This window comes from Embleya sp. L77, assembly GCF_055557415.1.
Map to the genome: position 1 here is coordinate 2,705,039 of NZ_CM145710.1, position 17,727 is coordinate 2,722,765.

The 17,727-nt window shown below is 73.3% G+C and carries 12 protein-coding genes; 8 read left to right on the forward strand and 4 right to left on the reverse strand.

The window, feature by feature from the left end; all coding sequences use genetic code 11:
• Positions 1-66: 66 nt before the first annotated feature.
• On the forward strand, positions 67-1,491 hold the full coding sequence (locus tag ACZOOI_RS41440; protein WP_465281983.1) for a N,N-dimethylformamidase beta subunit family domain-containing protein: 1,425 nt from the start codon (positions 67-69) through the stop codon (positions 1,489-1,491).
• A 514-nt stretch (positions 1,492-2,005) separates the two neighbouring features.
• Entirely contained in the window at positions 2,006-3,172 is a 1,167-nt protein-coding gene (locus tag ACZOOI_RS41445) for a glycosyltransferase family 4 protein (RefSeq protein ID WP_465281984.1), read from the forward strand.
• A gap of 89 nt (positions 3,173-3,261) precedes the next feature.
• Here ACZOOI_RS41445 and ACZOOI_RS41450 read toward each other — a convergent pair whose 3' ends face one another.
• Genes ACZOOI_RS41450 through ACZOOI_RS41460 form a run of 3 tightly spaced genes read right to left on the reverse strand, consistent with a single transcriptional unit; the run spans position 3,262 to position 6,586 of the window.
• A complete protein-coding gene (locus ACZOOI_RS41450) occupies positions 3,262-4,368 on the reverse strand; it encodes a C45 family autoproteolytic acyltransferase/hydolase (protein ID WP_465281985.1) in 1,107 nt (368 codons plus the stop codon).
• Positions 4,365-6,206 (reverse strand): amidohydrolase, encoded by a 1,842-nt coding sequence (locus ACZOOI_RS41455; RefSeq protein ID WP_465281986.1) that lies wholly within the window; start codon positions 6,204-6,206, stop codon positions 4,365-4,367. The genes ACZOOI_RS41450 and ACZOOI_RS41455 overlap by 4 nt, the downstream gene beginning before the upstream one ends.
• A complete protein-coding gene (locus ACZOOI_RS41460) occupies positions 6,203-6,586 on the reverse strand; it encodes a cytosine permease (RefSeq protein ID WP_465281987.1) in 384 nt (127 codons plus the stop codon). The genes ACZOOI_RS41455 and ACZOOI_RS41460 overlap by 4 nt, the downstream gene beginning before the upstream one ends.
• Before the next feature lie 27 nt (positions 6,587-6,613).
• Here ACZOOI_RS41460 and ACZOOI_RS41465 point away from each other — a divergent pair, with 27 nt between their 5' ends.
• The 4 genes from ACZOOI_RS41465 to ACZOOI_RS41480 all read left to right on the forward strand — a co-directional run bounded on the left by ACZOOI_RS41465 (position 6,614) and on the right by ACZOOI_RS41480 (position 12,883).
• Positions 6,614-7,057: a TetR family transcriptional regulator gene (locus ACZOOI_RS41465; protein WP_465281988.1), complete on the forward strand. Its 444-nt coding sequence runs from the start codon at positions 6,614-6,616 to the stop codon at positions 7,055-7,057.
• A gap of 826 nt (positions 7,058-7,883) precedes the next feature.
• The gene (locus ACZOOI_RS41470) at positions 7,884-9,401 is read left to right on the forward strand and encodes an alpha/beta hydrolase (RefSeq protein WP_465281989.1); all 1,518 of its coding nucleotides are present in this window, start codon (positions 7,884-7,886) and stop codon (positions 9,399-9,401) included.
• Positions 9,402-9,580: 179 nt separating this feature from the next.
• A complete protein-coding gene (locus ACZOOI_RS41475) occupies positions 9,581-10,930 on the forward strand; it encodes a hypothetical protein (RefSeq protein WP_465281990.1) in 1,350 nt (449 codons plus the stop codon).
• 1,008 nt (positions 10,931-11,938) lie between these two features.
• Positions 11,939-12,883 (forward strand): hypothetical protein, encoded by a 945-nt coding sequence (locus tag ACZOOI_RS41480; protein WP_465281991.1) that lies wholly within the window; start codon positions 11,939-11,941, stop codon positions 12,881-12,883.
• 242 nt (positions 12,884-13,125) lie between these two features.
• Here the strand turns inward: ACZOOI_RS41480 and ACZOOI_RS41485 are convergent, their stop codons facing one another.
• Positions 13,126-14,223 carry an EamA family transporter gene (locus ACZOOI_RS41485; RefSeq protein WP_465281992.1) on the reverse strand — a complete coding sequence of 366 codons (1,098 nt, stop codon included), beginning with the start codon at positions 14,221-14,223 and terminating at the stop codon, positions 13,126-13,128.
• An 83-nt stretch (positions 14,224-14,306) separates the two neighbouring features.
• Here ACZOOI_RS41485 and ACZOOI_RS41490 point away from each other — a divergent pair, with 83 nt between their 5' ends.
• Positions 14,307-15,287, forward strand: a complete 981-nt coding sequence (locus ACZOOI_RS41490; RefSeq protein ID WP_465281993.1) for a LysR family transcriptional regulator — start codon at positions 14,307-14,309, stop codon at positions 15,285-15,287.
• Positions 15,288-15,859: 572 nt separating this feature from the next.
• A complete protein-coding gene (locus tag ACZOOI_RS41495) occupies positions 15,860-17,428 on the forward strand; it encodes an ABC transporter substrate-binding protein (protein ID WP_465281994.1) in 1,569 nt (522 codons plus the stop codon).
• The last annotated feature ends 299 nt before the right edge of the window (positions 17,429-17,727 follow it).

Genomic DNA, 17,727 nt, shown 5'->3' on the forward strand with positions numbered 1-17,727 from the left:
TAGGCAGCCCTGGTCACCCGGCCGGCCCAGGCCGGTCGTCGTTCGAGCGCCCCGCGGAGCCGCCTCATGCCCGATCCGCACCACGAGACCGCCTCCGGGACGGCTTCGCCCGCCGTCGACGGCTATCCGGCCCGGCCCGGCGTCCGCGCCGGCGACACCCTGCGCCTGCACGTGTCCACCCGCGCCCGTCGCTTCCGGGTGGACGTGTACCGATGCGGTGTCACGCTGCGTCACATGGCCGCGCTGGAGGCGGACGGCAGCCATGCGCCCGCCCGCCGCCACGACGAGGACTGGGACTGGCCCGGCCACGACTTCCCGGTGCCCGCGGACTGGCCCTCCGGGGTGTACCTGGCCATCCTGCGCGCGGACGCCGCCGGGCCGCCGGAACCGGCCCCGCAGAGCGCCGAGGCGGTGGACGCACGCGCGGGGCGGATGTTGTTCGTGGTCACGCCCCACGTGCCCGCCGCACGCATCCTCTACAAGGTGCCGATCTTCACCTACCACGCCTACAACGAGAGCGGCGGCGGCAGCCTGTACCGCTCGATCCACCATCGGGCGGCCCCGCCGCCCGGTGGCACCAGGATCGTCGACCTGCGCCGTCCCGGCGGCGGCATCGGCGGCCCGGTCAAGGGCCGGCCGGACGCCCACGACCCGCGCACCCCGCGCCAGACGTTCGCGCACTGGGACGCGCCCTTCATCGCGTGGCTGGAGGCGAACGGCCACACGATCGACTACTGCACCGACCTGGACCTGCACACCACGCCGGAAATCCTGGACGGATACCGGCTGTTGCTCTCCGCCGGCCACGACGAGTACTGGAGCGCCCCCACCCGCCGACACGTCACCGCCTTCCGCGACCGCGGCGGCAACATCGCCGTCTTCGGCGCGAACACCTGCTGGTGGCGCGTCACGGTCACCGACGGCGGTACGGCCCTGGCGTGCACCAAGTTCCCACCGGGCGCCGTGCTCGGCGCGGATCTCGACGCGCTCCGCGGCGCCCCCGACCACTGGTGGGAAAGCGAACCGGAGAACAGCCTGATCGGCGTCAGCTACCGCAACGGCGGCGGCCACTGGCTCGGTCCGCGAACACCGCTGGGCTTCACCGTCCAACACGCCCACCACCCGCTCTTCGCCGGCACCGGACTGCGCGACGGCGACCTCCTCGGCGTCGAACACGCCCTGGTCGGCTACGAATGCGACGGTGCCGCGCTGCGCCGCGACGCGCGGGGAACGGCCGTGGCCACCGGCGAGGACGGCACACCGGTCGACTTCACGATCCTGGGGGTCGCCGAACTCCCCACGGACCCGGCCGCCGGCTGGCACCACGCCGTGCGCGAGGACGGCAGCGGTGGCGTGCGGGCGGCGACCGTGGGCCTGTACACCCGCGGCGGCACGGTCTTCACCGCCGCCACGGTCGACTGGCCGCGGGTGCTTCCGCTGGATCGGCGGGTGCGCGTCATCACCGAGAACGTGATCGGGATGTTGTCCTGAAACAGGGTGCTCGGCGTCGCGCGGAGGGCGCGGGGCCGGGAGAGGGCGGTCCCCGCCGACCGGGGGAGACGCCCGCGACCGCGTCGCGCCGCCTGCGTGGCTACCCCTGGCTGCGTGACCGCGTGACCGCGTGACCGCGTGACTGCCCGGTTGCCCGCCGCCCGGCCGCGTACCGACCACGTCGAGTGCGGACGCAAGGGCGATTTCGGCCCGGCCGACCTCACCCGCCGCCCGGGGCAACGGAGTTCCCGTCTTGTCCGCAGGGCGCTCCCTCCCACACCATGGCGGCTGTGGCGTTTCCCGTCGACGGTGCCGAAGTCGACCCTTGGAGGCGACGTCGGCCGGCCGAAGGGAGCCCGACATGCCGCGGGACGACATTGCACCCGAGCGGTGTCCGCATGCCCGGGTGGGCCGACGGGCCGAGCAGGAGCGCATCGCCGCCAACCGGACGCACCACCCGACACGCGGCGTGACGTGGGGCCCGGCCGTCGCATCGGTCCGGGCGTAGCCGGCCGTGCACATCGCCTATCTGCACCCGGGAAGCGTGCCCTCCGTCTACGCCAACAGCGTGCACGCCATGCGGATGTGCGACGCCTTCGCCCGGGCCGGCCACCGGGTGAGCCTGTACACCGCGCCCGGCTCGTTCGCCGTCGAGAATCCGCATGCCTATTACGGTGTCCGCCACCGGTTCCGCATCCGCACGGTGTCGAGTCCGGACTACACCCCGGCCGGCTACCGGGTACGCGCCGAACGGGTGCGCAGGCTGCTCGTGCGGGACGCCCCCGACCTGATCTACGGCCACGACCTGTACGCCCTCACCGCCGGGGTCGGCGTCGCACCCCTGGTGTACGAGACCCACCGCATGCGGGACGACCCGAACACCCTGCGCATCGAACACGACCTACTGCACGCGGACGTGCTCGCGCGGATCGTGGTGATCACCGGGGCGCTCGAACACGAATACCGGCGTGTGTACGGCGCATCGGCGCGGCTCCCGATCGTGGTCGCGCCCGAAGGAGCAGACCCACCCGACGGCAGCGGCGGGGCGGGTGGCCGGCCGGAACTGCCGGGGCGGCCGGACGCGCCGCGGATCGGCTACGTCGGACACCTGTACGAGGGGCGCGGCATCGACCTCGTCCTCGACCTCGCGAGGCGGCTGCCCGACCTCGACTTCCACCTGGTCGGCGGCACCCCCGAAGACCTCGCGCACTGGACCCGGCCCCGGCACCACGTGGCCAACGCACACTTCCACGGACACCGGCCGCCCGCGACCGTCGGCGCCTACTACCCGCTGTTCGACGTGGTCCTGGCGCCGTACCAGGCCAGGGTGTACACCGCCGACGGGCACTGCGAGACGGGCCGTTGGGCCTCGCCGATGAAGATGTTCGAGTACATGGCGCACGGGCGCGCCGTCGTCGCCTCCGACCTGCCGGTGCTGCGCGAGGTCCTGGACGACCGGGTCAACTGCCTCCTGCGTCCCCCCACCGACGCGGCCGCCTGGGCGCAGGCGATCACCGAACTCCTCGCCGACGAACCGCTGCGCACCGCGCTCGGCGAGCAGGCCCGACGCCAGGTGCTCGACCGGCACACCTGGCGCCACCGGGTCGACCGGGTGCTGGCACACCTGGACGTGCCCCCGGCGGGCGCGGGCGAGGCGGTCCGCCGACCTTCGACACCGTGATCGACCCCGCCCCTGCGGTCCGTGCAGGTCCTCGACCGCTGCGCCACGGCCCCGGTGGTGCATCGGGCGGCTCGGCCGCCATCGAGGCGTCACGCCGTGAGGCTGCGCCAGGTTCCGGAGGCGGCGTCGGCGGGTGTGCCGTCGAGGATGGTCGCGGTGCGGGTGGCGGGTTCGAGGATGACGGTGGCGAGCGTGGCCCAGCGTTGGCCGAGCGGCTTGTCCGGATCGGCAACGCAGGTCACGGGTGGTTCGCCCGGCCCGGTGACCAGCAAGTCCACCAGTTCGTCGGGCGTGTTCGGTGCGCCGCGGCGGGCGAGGCGGGCTTGGACGAAGTCGCGGCGCTCGGTCGAGTCGGGCTGGTAGAGCCAGGTCTTCTCGTTCGCCGCAGGTATCGGGGTGAGGAAGTGGTTGGTGCGCAGCAGGACGCCGTTCTCGGGTTCGATCTCGAAGACGCCCGAGGGGCTCAGGTCCAGGAGGACGGCGCGTGACGGATCGAACAGCGCGAACGATCCGGAGGAGGCGACCGGGGCGCTGCGGACGATCTCCAGTGCCTCGGTGACGTCGGCCGCCTCTTCGAGGACGATCGCCGCCAGTACGTGCATGGGGATGCCGCCGACCCCGTCGCGCACGTGGCCGAGGATGTTGAAGTGCAAGGCGAGGCCGGCACTGTTGATGCCGATCTTGCCGAGGATGCCGTGCTCGGTCAGCCCGACCACGTCGTGCCGGCCGCCGCGGGAATCGAACGTGTGCCAGTGGTCGGCGATTTCGACGTGCCAGTCCCAGGTCTGGATGCCGAACGTGGCTGCGGCGGGCGCCACGGCGTGGTCGAACCGGCGTACCACGGTGGTGCATTCGCCCGGAGGCACGGTCGTGCTGTGGGCGAGGATCTCGGTGCGCGCGTTCAGGGCCGCGATGCGCCACGTCTGCACGTGTGCGCCGGCGGCGACGCCCTCGATCTCGGCGCGGGCGTCGGGGCGGAAGCCGTCGATCGTGGCCAGGGCGCGGTCGGCGTGGTCGCGGACCCGGTCGGGGGTGATGCCGCCGAGCGCGAAGAGCCGGTCGTAGGTGTCGATTGCCCCCTGGATGCCCGCGCGCAGTGCCTGTCCGCGGGCGATGCCGCGGGTGCGAGGGTCGCCGGCGGCCGTGATGTGCAGGCGGGTTCGGGGTTCGGGGTGGGGGCTCGGTGCGGCGGTCACGGGCGGTCCTTGGGAAGGTGGGTGTGCAGCAGGACGTTGCCCTCGACGACGGTGGCGAACACGGGATTGCGGGCCTGGGCCTCGGGGGTGAGGTCGAGGGGGTTCGCGGCCAGGACGGTGAGGTCGGCGAGGTAGCCCGGGGCGATGCGGCCGAGTCGGTGCGAAGCGCCGGCGGCGTGGGCGGCGGCGAGCGTCATGCCCGCGTACGCCTCGCGTGCCGTGAGCGCCTGCTTCGGTTGTACCGGCATGGTGCCCGGTTCGTCGACGGGGCGGCGCAGTTGGCAGTCGGCGAGCCCCACGCGCGGATCTCCCGGGCCGATGGGCCAGTCGGAGCCCAGTGCCACGACGGCGTGGTGGTCCACGAGGTCGCGGGTGCGCCAGCCGTGCGCGGCGCGGTCGGGCCCGATGCGCCGCGACCAGTTGTCGGTGCCGTCGCCGCGGGTATGTCGGGTGGCGTGCGCGGGTTGCAGGCTTGCCACGACGCCGAGTTCGGCGAAGCGGCCGAGGAGGTCGTCGGGGATGGACTCGACGTGTTCGATGCGATGCGGGGCTCGGGGGACCGGTCCGATCTCCTCGATGACATCGAGCGCGAAGCGCACGGCCCGGTCGCCGATCGCGTGGGTGGCGGTGGGAATGCCGCGCTCGACGAAGAACCGCATCGCGGCGCGGTAGGCGTCCACGTCGCGCCACAGCGGTTCGCAGTTCTCGCCGTGCGTGTCCGGGCGTTCGAACCAGGCCGTGCCGTTGTCGGCGGTCCCGTCGAGCATGAACTTCACCCCCTCGACGTGCCAGCGCCGGCCGCGCAGGCCCTGGAGATCGGCGACGTGCTGCCACGCTTCCGGGCCCGAGTCGGCCGCCACCAGGGGCGAGCAGCGGATGCGCACCGGCAACTCGCCGTGTTGTTCGAGGTGTCGGTAGACGGCCTCGGAGGGGTCGGCGAAGTCCAGGGCATGCAGGCCGGTGAGGCCGCCGCGGGCCAGCCGTTCGAGTTCGCGCCGCACGTACCCGGCGGCGGTGGGCACGGGTACGTCGGGGTAGTGCGCGAACACCAGGTCCATTGCCTGGAGTTCGACCACATATCCGGTGGGGCGGCCGTCCGGGCCGACCTCGATCGAGGAGGCGTCGGTGAAAGTCTCCTGGCCGGTGAGGCCGACGAGTTCCACGACGCGGGGGCTCACGACGAGCGCGTGGGCGTCGCGGGTCATGAGCGAGACGGCGCGTCCGGGGAAACGCTCCCCGAGCACGGCGCCGGTCGGCTCGCCGGGGAACGCGTTGACGTCGAGGTCGTATCCCGTGATCCACGCGTCCTCGGGGTGTGTGCCGACGGCCGGTGCGAGGAGTCGGCATACCTCGTCGAGGGTGGCGGCGCCGGACAGGTCGACGCCGCTCCCGATCGAGATCGACCCCCAGACGGGGTGGGCGTGTACGTCGACCAGGCCCGGCAGGATGGTGGCCTCCGGGAACTCGTACACGGTCGTGGCGGGGCCGCGAAGCGGGGCGATGGTCGCGGCGTCGCCGACGGCGAGAATGCGGCCGTCGTGGATCGCCACTGCGTTCGAGGGGGACGACGCGGCGATCGGATCCGTCGTGTCGCTCCGCGTGTCCCTGTCCGGGTCCGGCGCCGGGGCCGGGGCCGGGTGTGTGCCCGTATTCGGCCCGGGATCGGGGTGGAGGTGTTCGACGTGTCGGGCGAGCACAATGACGTCGGCGTGCACGGGGTGGTTCTCTTTCGGGGTCGGGGCCGGTATGGGGGTGGTGATCGGGGCGTTCGCGGCCGGCCCGGACCCGGCGGTGACGCGGGTGGCTCGGGCGTCGTGTGCGTCGGGGGTGCGGGTCATGCGCGCGGGATCGATCGCATGGCGCGGGCCACGCCCCAATAGATCGCCGCGGCGGTGAGCATCCCGCCCGGGATGGCCAGGTCGAGGTCGCCCGTGACCGTGGCCAGGGGGCCGGTCCAAAAGCTCGTGGTCACGCACATCGCGGCGATGAGGCCGCCGACGGTGATGGCGAGGACGCCGGCCACGTGCACGCCGCCGCGATACCCGAACGGGCCGTCGCGTCGTGCCGTGAGAAGGGCGGATCCGTCGTAGCGGTTGCGGCGCAGGAGCAGGTCGGTCACGGCCACCGCCATGGCCGGACCGGTGACGACGACCACGAGTTCGAGCATCGTGTTGACGCTTGTGAGGAAGTCGAAGACCAGGGTCGCGAAGAGCGTCATGGTCGTGCCCCGGCCGCCGACGACCTGGTGAGCGAAGCCTTCACGCACGCCGCGACCAAGGAACGCGCGTCGCTGCTCCCGGATGCGGAGGCCGGGCTCGCCCCCGTCGATCGACTCGCCCGCTTCCTGACGCGCCTGACCGACGGCGAGTACGTCGACCTCGGCCGGCTCTGGCTCAACGCCCGCCACGTCAGCCGGTTCAAACCCGGCCTGCGCGCGGCGGTCCGAGGCCAGGAGGAACTCACCCGCGACGCCCTCACCGCGCTCGTCCATGAGGGGGTACGTGCGGGTGAGTTCACCACGGACGACCCGCTCGGGGTCGCCCTGCACATCCTGGTCAACGTGGACGGCCTCGGCGCCTACAGCAACGACGACACCCCGTTCGACCACCCGGCCCTGCACGACATGGCGATCGGAACGGCCGAGCGGCTGCTGGGGCTGCCGGGCGGCACGCTGCGCGCCCGGGCGTGAGGTCGCGCGCCGACGACGCGCGGGCGGGCGGGCGACGCGTGGGGGAGGGGTGGGCGGGGCGGGAGCGCGTGGGCGGCGGCGGGTGGTCGGTGTGCGGGTGGGGTGCGCACGAGTACGCCGGGGTGCGGCGGACGCGGCGGTGCGTGGGTGCGGCGGTGCGCGCGGGCGGTGCGGGTGCTGGTGCGGGGCGATGGTGCTCAGGTGGAGTGCTGCGCGCGAGTGGTGCGGCGGTGTGCGCGAGCGGTGCGGGCCGGGTGCGTGGGTTCGGCGGTGCGAGCGGTGCGAGCGGTGCAGCGGTGCGGCGGGGCGGCGCGGCGACGGGGCGGAGGCGCGCCCGGGTTGCGTCCTCGGTCGGTTCGTCGGGTGATATCGCTCGTGGGTCGCGGCAGTTGGGATGCGGCGCGGCGGCCGGTGTCGGTACGGCTGCGTGGGGCGTACGGACGGCTCGCCGGTCTCGGCCGGGCATGGGTCGGGCGTAACGATGCCAGGGGTTCGGCGGCGCGGGCGTCGATCCTCCGGTCGACCGTGGCCCTCGATCGCAGGTGCCGGTCGCCGGCCGCGTCCCGGTACCGAAGTTCTGCTCCCAGTGGGGGATGTGCGGCGCGTTTCGGTCTGCGGCCCGGTACCGAAGTCCTGCTCCCAGTGGGGGATGTGCGGCGCGTTTCGGTCTGCGGCCCGGTACCCGAGTCCCTCGTGCCCGAGGATGAGGTGGGTCCCGTTCCGGATTCGTAGCCTCCCTGACATGCGATCACAGGAACAATCTCGCGTTCGACGTGATTCCACGGACTCCCCTGCCGCGCCGGGTATTCGGTCGAGATTCGGAAGGGTGCGCGGGCGTCGGCTCGCCCCGCTGCTCGCCGTTGCCGTCATCGCCGGCCTCACGCCCACCCTCGCCGCCGGTACCGCGGGCGCGGCTCCGGTCCCGGCCGACGAGTCGGGCGACCTCGGTGCCTACGCGCGACAACACCCGAACTGGCAGCGCTGCGGCGCGGATACGCCCGCCTCCTTCGAGTGCGCCACCGTCCGGGTGCCGCTGGACTACCGCAATCCGACCGGTCGTGCCATCGACGTGGCGATCTCCCGGATCAAGGCGGCGAATCCGACCGAGCGGCACGGTGTCCTGCTGCTCAACCCCGGTGGGCCGGGCGGTCCCGGGCTCGGCATGCCCTGGGAAATGGACGCCACCCTGCCGCAACCGGTGAAGGACCGCTACGACCGCATCGGTTTCGACCCGCGCGGCATCGGCCGCAGCACTCCCGTCCGGTGCGGCCTCACCGACGAGGAACGGACCATCCTGCGCCCCTACCGCACGTTCGACTCCAACGTCGCGTGGGCCCGCACGGTCGCGGACAAGTGCCGTGCGAGTGCGGGTGATCTGCTCCCGCACATCACCACCCGCAACACGGCCCGGGACATGGACGTGATCCGGACGGTGCTGGGCGAGCGGAGGATCTCCTACCTGGGCGTGTCCTACGGCACCGCGCTCGGCGCTGTCTACGCACAACTGTTCCCCTCCCGCGCCGACCGCTTCGTGCTCGACAGCGCGGTCGATCCCGATCGGATGTGGCGCGAGATGTTCCGCCTCTGGGGCTCGGAAGGCGAGGCCAATTTCCGGCGATGGGCGCAGTGGACCGCCGAACGCTCGGACACGTATCACCTCGGCGACACCCCGGCCCGGGTCACCGCGACCTTCCGGGATCTGGTCGCCCGCGCGGACCGTGAGCCGATCGTCGTCGGCACCGCCTCCCTGGACGGCGCACGGATCCGGGACAGCTACCGGCACATGTTCGCCACCGTCGCCGAAGCGGCGAAGTGGGTGGTGATCCTGAAGCAGGCCGCAGCCGGTGAGCCGACCCCCGAACTGCCAGGGACGTTTGTGGACGGGCCCGACATATCCGGGACGTGGTCGGTGGTCTGCGGCGACACCCGGTGGCCGAGCGACCCCTGGCGCTACCGGGTGGAATCCGCACTCGACACGATCCGCTACCCGCTCTACGGCGACCACGCGTCGGGCATCTCGCCCTGCGCGTTCTGGAACGCACCCCGCGAGCCGCTCACCGTCGTGGACAACCGGGTGCCCACGCTCATCGTGCAGAACGAATGGGACTCCCAGACCCCGCTCGTCGCGGCCCGGTCGATGCACCGCGCCCTCAAGGGGTCGCGCATGATCACCGTCGACGGGGGCGAAGGTCACGGCGTGTACACCTACTCCGGCAATCGGTGTGCCGACGAGGCGACCACCGCCTACCTGGTCACCGGCCGGCTCCCGGCCCGCGACGTGACCTGTCAGGCCGGGCCCGACGACCGGCGGGTGGCCTCGGTGTCCCTGGCGCAGCCGCGCTGAGCACCGGCAAACCCGGGCGGGCGGTGGCCGTACGTGCCGCCTGCTCGGGCGGTCGGTGGCCCGTACGTGCTTGCCTGCCCGGGCGGCGGCCGGCCCGTACGTGCCGCCTGCCCGGGTGACCGGCGGCCCGTACGTGGCGTCCACCCGGGCGGCCGGGGGAGCGGCAGTAGCCTGAATACATGACGAAAGGTGCATTTCGTTACAAGTCTTTGCCGTCGAGGGCGGCCGTGCTCGGGTTGACGCTCGTGTTGGCGATCCTGGCCTTCGCGTCGGCGCCCGCGCACTCGGCCTCCGGCGGCGGCATCGGGACGATCGCGGCCTCGCTGCGGGACGATCCGGTGTACACCGTTCCGGCAGCCGCGAACGTGCTGCCCGGTGATACCGCCGATGCGTTGCGGGCCAGGATCCGGTCGTCCGGCAAGCCGGTCTTCGTGGTCGCCGTGCCGGCCGACTCGCCGCTCGCGACGGCCGGTTCGCCGGCGGCGGTACTGTCGGGCCTGCGCGAGCAGGTGGGCCGACCGGGCGTGTACGCGGTCGCGGTGGGCCGTAGGTTCGATGCCGCGGCCGATGCGTCGGTGATGTCCCGGGCGCGGCTCGCCACGCTCAAGAGCGACGTGCTCGCCGCGCACCAGGGCGACGGGCCGGGTCTGCTCACCGCCTTCGTCGACGGGGCCGTGGCCGACGCGCGCCAGGGATCGGCGCCCGCGGACGACCGCGGCGGCTCGTCGTGGGTCGGCCTCACCGTGGTCGCGGTCGTGATCGCCGCCGGGGTCGGCGTGCTCCTGCTGGCGCGCAGGCGCAGCCGTACCCGCCGGGTGGCCCAGGCGCGGGAGGAACTGGAGCAGGTGCGGCCCGTGGTGGACGAGGACATCACCGCGTACGGCGAGACGCTCGAACGGGCCGCCTTCGACCCGGGTGCGGCCGACTCCGACGACGGCATGCGCGCGGAATGGACGAACGCCCTCGACGCCTACGAGCGGGCGAAGTCGGCCATGGCGGCGGCCCGCGAACCGGCGGACGTGCGCGCGGTCAGCGAGGCCCTGGACGACGGGCGATTCGCCCTCGCGACCCTGGAGGCCCGGCGCCGGGGCACGCCGCTTCCGCAGCGCCGACCGCCGTGCTTCTTCGACCCGCGGCACGGCCCGTCCGTGCGGGACATGCGCTGGGCGCCTGGGGACGGCGCCGAGCGGGACGTACCGGTCTGCGCGGCCGACGCGGCGCGCCTGGACGACGGCCTCGACCCGGCGATCCGCGAGGTGGACGCCCCCGGTGGACGCCGGCCCTATTGGGAGGCGGGTCCCGCCTACGGGCCGTGGGCGGCCGGTTGGTACGGCGGCATGCTGCTGCCCGGCCTGCTGATCGGGACCACGCTCGGGGCGTTCATGAACATGGGCTATGCCGCGGGCGCGGACGGGATGGGGGACGGCGGCTTCGGTGGCTTCGGCGGCGGTGACGGCGGCGGCGGCTTCGGCGGGTGGGGCGGCGACGGCGGTGGCGGCTGGGGCGGTGACGGCGGCGGCTCGTTCTGACCCCGCCGCCTGCCGTGCCACGGGTTGACGTACCCCCGGCCGCGTCGGGCCGCCGGGTCGCGCCCGGCGGGCGGTTGTCGAGCTGCGGGGGGGGACGCCTCCGGGCCGGAGGGTCGGCCGGTCGGAAGCCGGTCCGGCCGACCCTTGATGCGGTCGGCCTCGGCGCCGGCCGGCTCGTCCCGGACCTGTGCACCACGTCGGCGGCGGCCGTGACCGGGAAGCCCGAAGAGGTGGCCCGGCGGGCCGCCGAAGGCGTGCCCGGGGCGGGTGGACGGGAGAGGCGCGAACCAGCGGCATCGCGAGCACGACGACCCGGCTCCCCGACCTCTCGCGCAACGTCGAAGGTGATGCCCTTGGCGGGCAGATCCCGCGAATCGGCGAGCGGCCCGGGCGTGCCCATCCCGGCTGCCACCGCCGGGTGGTCGCCTTCGACCATGGTCGGCTCCGGCATGGTCCGGCCCCGCACCGGTGGGCACTGCCCGGTCGCCGGCCCAGGGGCGTCCCGCCGGTCCAGGGCGGTCCCGCCCGGAGTGCAGTGTTTGAGCGCGGTGGTCGCCGGATCGCGCCGGATGCCCGGATGCTCGCGCGCCGGTTAGCCTCGGCGTGCGGCGATCGCGTGGAACGCGTCGAAGTCGGTACGCGCCTGCCGCGGTGGATCGATCGCGGGAGTGACCGTCGTGTGCACGGACGGGTGCCTGTCGGTGCAGGACAGGTCGTGCTTCTCGTACCGGGGCGCGGCCGGCGGCACCACGTCCGGCTGCTCGGCCGTGATCGTCTACCGCAGGAATCAGACGCATCGGTGGAATCGGGCGGATCGGTGGAGCGGCGGGCGAGGAGGGGCGCCACGGCCGAGTCCCGGTGGCACGCGGCTGTCCGGGCGGCCGGCGGCGGGTGCGCTCCGGGGCTTCCGCTTTTCCCCCTGACGGTGGGTCAGGGAGGCGCATAGGATCCATGCTCATGTCACTCTGGGGACGATTCACGTCGGTGCGTTCGGCTACGCCGGCACCCGTGCTGGTGTGGGACGCCGCGCTGGACGACGACGAGATCCGCGCCATCGCGCAAGGTCTCGCGCGCGACGGCGACTTCGCGCCGGCTGCCGCGCTGTTGGATCGGGTGGGACGGGATTGGGCACGCCGGGTGGTCGCCGTGACCGCGCTGGGCGAGGTCGCGGCGCTGCACCCGGAGTGGTTGTGGACATGGCGCACCGAGCGGCCCGAGTCGCCGGATCCGCTGGTGGTGGCGGCCGCGGCGGCGGTGCGCGCGGCCTGGAACGCGCGCGGCGCGAAGCAGGCGAGCCTCACCAGCGGACGCCAATTCGCCGATTTCCACGAGTTGTTGGTCGAGGCCGACCGCGCGTGCCTGCTCGCGACCGAGGCCGCGGCCGACGATCCCACCCCGTGGGTCTCGTGGTTGCGCGTGTGTCGCGGACTCGGCGTCTCGCGCGCCGTGTTCGACGCCCGATGGGCGGCACTGTGCGAGCGTGACCCGCGGCATCGCGCCGGTCACGACGCGGCGTTGCAGTACCTGTGCGAGAAGTGGCACGGATCGCACACCGACATGTACGAGTTCGCGCGCAAGGCCGCGGCCGACGCGCCGGACGGCTCGCCCCTGGTGATCCTGCTCGTCGAGGCGCACATCGAGTACGCGCAGCGGATGCACCGGGACGGGAACGCGGACGACACCGACTTCTGGCGGGCCGCCGCCCGACAGACGGACCTCGACACCGCCCTCGACCGCTACCCCGTGGACGCCTCGCCGCGCCACCCCAGCGCCCTGTCCGACCACAGCGCGCTGGGCTACGCGTTGGCCAGGTCCCAGCGCTGGTCCGAACTCGCGGTGCGGTTCGAGGCGACCGACCACCAGGGCTTCCACGTGCCCTGGACCTACCCGGGCGGCCGAAGCTTCTTCGAACGGGCACACGCCGAGGCGACGCGCGGCCGTCCACGCCGCTGAATCAGCAGCCGGCAACGGGCAACACCGGGGGCCGACCCGGGTACGGGTCCACGGCCATCGGGGCGAACCGCCCGCGCTGTCCGCGGGTTCACCCGATCCGGTGTCGCGGGCGAAGCGCGGGTGGGCCCCGCCGTTCGGTTGCAGCGGGTGGGCCCGGGCCGACGTGTGGCGCATCACCGGGGCTGGCGCTGCGGCGAACTCCGGTTTCCACAGGGGCGGTTGCTCCCGATCCGCGATCCGGATCAGCCGAGGGTGTCGGCGCAGCGCTCTCCGGGGTGGGTGACCCCCGGACCCGGACCCGGACCCCGGCCCGTGGACGTCGCCGAGCTGCGGGCGACTCGGGGGACAGGGACGTTCCCGTGCTCGGGCGTGGTCTGGCCGGAGACGTCCGCGCGTACCTCTTGCACGGTGGGTTCGGGAGGCGGGGCGGGGGCGAGGTTCCCGTGCTCGCGGGCCGGGGTCGTGCGGGTGTCGGCGCGGGTGACGGCGATGCCGGCGAGTACGACGAGGACGACACCGGCCGCGGGCATCGGACCGGGGATCTGGTCCAGCACCACCAGGCCCATCAGCAGTGCGATGGCCGGTTCCAGGCTCATCAGGGTCCCGAAGGCGGAGGTGCTCAGCCGGCGCAACGCGAGGAATTCGAGGCTGAACGGCAGCACGGCGCTCAGCACGGCCAGCCCCAGCATGATCAGCAACAGCGGCCAGGTCACCTCACCCAGCCCGGCGGGGGCGGCGACGAGCATCGCGACCAGGCCCGCCACCGGCATGGACACGGCCAGCCCGTTCAGGCCGGTGACCCGGTCGCCGACGTGTTGGGTCAGCAGGATGTACGCCGCCCAGCAGGCCGCGGCGGCCAGTGCGAAGCCGAGACCGAGGGGGTCGATCCCGGCATGCCACGGCTCGGTCAGCAGCACGACCCCGATGCCGGCCAGCGCCGTCCAGCGCCTGCGACCACGGCCGGCGCCGTACAGGGACACCGCCAGCGGGCCGAGGAATTCCAGTGCACTGGCGGTGCCCAGCGGCAGGCGCGCCACGGCGAGCATGAAGAAGAGCATCAGGCCCCCGCTCACCACGCCCAGCATCGTGCACGCCCACAGGTCCCGGCCGGTGAAGTCGCGGCGGCGCGGCCGGACGAGAACCAGCAGGACCAGGCCCGCCCACGCGAGTCGCAGCCCGGCCGTGCCCAGCGCGCCGAGCCGGTCGATCAGCGGTACCGACAGCGCCAGCCCGAGCTGGACGGTGGACATTGCGGCGACGGCCATCAGGGCGCCCGTCGCGGCGTCCGGCAGCTGCGGGCGCGCGGTCGCGAGGCGGGTGCGTTCGGGCGACGTGTTCATGACCCAAGTAGAGATGCTTCGCATTGTTCGTGTCCACGTGCCGATTCGGAACACATCGTTCGCGAATCGTGGACAATCGGGGAATGGAGACCCGACGGCTACAGGTACTGGTGGAACTGGCCCGACTGGGCTCCATGCACGCGGTCGCGGACGTGTCGGGCACCAGCACCTCGACGGTCTCCCAGCAGATCGCGGCGCTGGCCCGCGACATGGGAGCCGACCTGATCGAGCCGCACGGCCGCCGGGTCCGGCTCACCCCGGCCGGGCGCCGACTGGCCGAACACGCCGTGACCATCCTCGCCGCCGTCGAGCAGGCGCAACACGACCTCGCCCCCGGCGCGGAGCCCAGCGGCACCGTGCGCGTCGCCGGATTCGCCACCGCCATCCGCGGCCACCTGCTGCCCGTGGTCACCGACCTCGCCGCCGACCATCCGCGGATCCGGGTGCTGATCCGCGAGCACGAACCCGCCGAGGCGTTGGCCCTCTTGGCCGAGGACGGCACGGACCTGGCACTGACCTACGACTACAACCTGGCGCCGGCGGCCGAGGACCCGACCGTGCGGGCCATACCGCTGTGGACCGCGCGATGGGACCTGGGCGTGCCGGCGCACGCCGTCGCCGACGAGGCGGCCGACGCCGCCGACGGCGGGGGCACGACGGCGGAGGTCTTCGCTCGGTTCGCCGGCCACGACTGGATCGTCAACTCCCGGAACACCGCGGACGAGACCGTGGTCCGTACGCTCGCCTCGCTCGCCGGGTTCACCCCGCACGTCACCCACCAGGCCGACAGCCTCGACCTGGTCCAGGGCATGATCAGCGCCGGTCTCGGGGTGGGCCTGCTGCCCCGGGGCATCGCGACGTCCCCCGGGGTGCGGCTGCTCCCGCTCACCCTTCCGCACGTCGATATGCGCGCGTACGCGGTGGCCCGCCACGGCCGGCTGAACTGGCCCCCGCTCGCCCTGGTGACCGACCTGCTCCTGGGTCGCGCCGCGGACGCCGGGGACGCGAACCGGCCCGAGGAGCCCGACCCCCGGCCGCCGCACGGATCCGACGGCGGCCCCTGAACCCGACACGGCCCACGACGGCCCGCCTGCCACCCCCCCCGGCCCGCCGGTCGGAGCCGTACACGTCGCGGTCCATCGCGCGCGCGTAGGCACGCGCGGTCGCCGCGTACGGCGGGCCCGTGCGTCGTCCCCGCCATCGGGCCCGTGCGTCGGCCGCTGCATGCCTCGGGCCTTTCCGCGCCGGGCCGTCCACCGCGGGGATCTCGCGCGGCAGCGCAGGGAGATCGAGCCGCGTCGTGTTCGACTCCCAAGCGGTTGGTCGACGGTATGAACGTGCGCCGGAGCGGATCTCGAGCAGAGTGTCGGACATGATCGGGCTTGCCGTTGGTGATCCGGACGGAATCGACGGTCGTTCTTCGTTCGGGCGGACGATACGAGGTGTCCGGACGCTGCCTACCGTGAGCGTCCTCTGCGGCACCTGCGCCGTTCTCCGAGGAGGTATCCAGCATGGGACGATCCGATGCGGTCGGGTCCGCTGTCCGGGCGGTGGGCCGGGCCACCCGTAGGCTGCTCGCCGCCGCATCGAGGGGCGAGCGGTCGATGCGCTGCGCCGTTTCCGCCGGCGGTGCGCGATGAGAGGCGTGGCGCGCGGTGCCGCGACGGCGGTTGCCCTGGGTCTGCTCGCCACCGGATGCGGCGCCACCGACGGCGCCGGCGCGGGCGGGAGCGACACGCTGACCATCGGTATCACCGATGACCCCGGCAACGTGTCCCCGCTCACCTCGCTGTCCACGATCACGTCCGTGATGAGCCGGTTCTCCTACGACACCCTGGTGGGCATCGGGGCGGACGGACAGATCGTGCCGAGTGTGGCCGAGAAATGGACGTCCGACACCCTCTCCGCAACCTTCACCCTCAGGCGCGACGTGACCTGCGCCGACGGCAAACCGCTCACCGCGTCCGCCATCGCGGCCCAGTACAACTACATCGTCGATCCGAAGAACACCTCGCCGCTGTACGGCCTGGCCGTGGCACCCGGAACCGTCGCCACCGCCGACGACGCCACCAACACCCTGACGCTGCGCACCCCCGAGCCGACGCCGTTCCTGCTGCGAGGCACCACGGGACTGCCGCTGGTGTGCCCCTCGGGGCTCGCGGCACCCGATTCGCTCACCCACGCCACCGACGGCACCGGGCCCTACCGACTCACCGAGGTGGCGACGGGCGACCACTTCACCTACACCAAACGACCCGACTACGCCTGGGGCCCGAACGGCACCGGATCCGCCGAACTGCCCGAGCGGGTGGTCTTCAAGGTCGTCTCCAACGAGTCCACCAGGGCCAACCTGCTCCTGGGCAAACAGCTCGACATCGCCTCCGTCACCGGCGCGGACCGCATCCGGTTGTCGGCGGCCGGGCTGAAGGCCCAGATCCAGCGCGATCCGCTCGGCATGCTCCTGATCAACGAGGGCCCCGGGCACGTCACCGCCGATCCGCAGGTGCGCTGGGCGCTGATCGCCGCACTCGACCTCAAGCAGCTGGGAGCGGTGGCCAGCGGGGGCAAGGGAGCGGCGCCGACCAGGGTCGCCACCACCATGCTGCCGCCCTGTCAGGCCGACGCGGTCAGCGCCAACACCCCGCCGCACGACCCCGCCCGCGCCGCGGCGGCGCTGCGGGCCGCCGGCTGGAAGAAGTCGGGCGGGTACTGGACCAAGGACGGCAGGCAACTGTCGATCGTGCTGCCGCACCCCACCACGGGAGGTTCCCAACTCCTGTCGGCCGTCGAACTGGCGGTGCAACAGTGGAAGTCGTTCGGAGTGAAGGTCACCCGCAAGCCGCTCACGAACGGGACGACCGGCGAGGTGCTGGCCTCCGGCCAGTGGGACATCTCGTGGACCCCGCTCACGCTCACCCAACCCGACCAGCTCATCCCCTTCTTCAGCGGGCCCGCGGGACCCGACGGCATCAACTTCGGCTCCATCGACAACCCCGAGTACAAGCGTCTGACGGGTCTCGCCATGGCCAAGCCCGACGTCACCGGTTGTGACGAATGGACCGCAGCCGAAGCCGAGTTGGTCAAGCGAGTCGACGTGGTGACGTTCGTGGACATGCTGTCGCCCTACTTCGCCACGCGCGACGCCACGTTCGTGATCGACGGCATCGGCATCGACCCGATGTCCCTGCGGCTGAACCGCAAGTGACGTCGCAAACGACGCCGCGAGTGGCGCTGCAAGTGGCGCCGCACGTGACCGGCAGGTGACGCGCGACCGACGCCATCGGCCACCCGGGCGCGGGTGAAGCCGGCTGTACACCCGTGACGACGCCCCCTCCGAAGCCGTTCGACCCGGCTGCGGAGGGGGCGTCGGCTGTCTGCCGACACCTACCGACCGGGCGACCCGCGCCCCCATCCGTTCCGAACTCCCCGACCTGCTGCGCCTGCCACCGCGACCGGGCGCCCGCGCCGACCTGTCCCGATCCGTGTTCGCCCGCCGCTCCACCA

Bases quoted from the DNA above. Each gene is read 5' to 3' on its own strand.
- ACZOOI_RS41440 (WP_465281983.1), top strand. From the start codon at position 67: ATGCCCGATCCGCACCACGAGACCGCCTCCGGGACGGCTTCGCCCGCC.
- ACZOOI_RS41455 (WP_465281986.1), bottom strand. From the start codon at position 6,206: ATGACCCGCACCCCCGACGCACACGACGCCCGAGCCACCCGCGTCACC.
- ACZOOI_RS41460 (WP_465281987.1), bottom strand. From the start codon at position 6,586: ATGACGCTCTTCGCGACCCTGGTCTTCGACTTCCTCACAAGCGTCAAC.
- ACZOOI_RS41475 (WP_465281990.1), top strand. From the start codon at position 9,581: ATGACGAAAGGTGCATTTCGTTACAAGTCTTTGCCGTCGAGGGCGGCC.
- ACZOOI_RS41485 (WP_465281992.1), bottom strand. From the start codon at position 14,223: ATGAACACGTCGCCCGAACGCACCCGCCTCGCGACCGCGCGCCCGCAG.
- ACZOOI_RS41490 (WP_465281993.1), top strand. From the start codon at position 14,307: ATGGAGACCCGACGGCTACAGGTACTGGTGGAACTGGCCCGACTGGGC.
- ACZOOI_RS41495 (WP_465281994.1), top strand. From the start codon at position 15,860: ATGAGAGGCGTGGCGCGCGGTGCCGCGACGGCGGTTGCCCTGGGTCTG.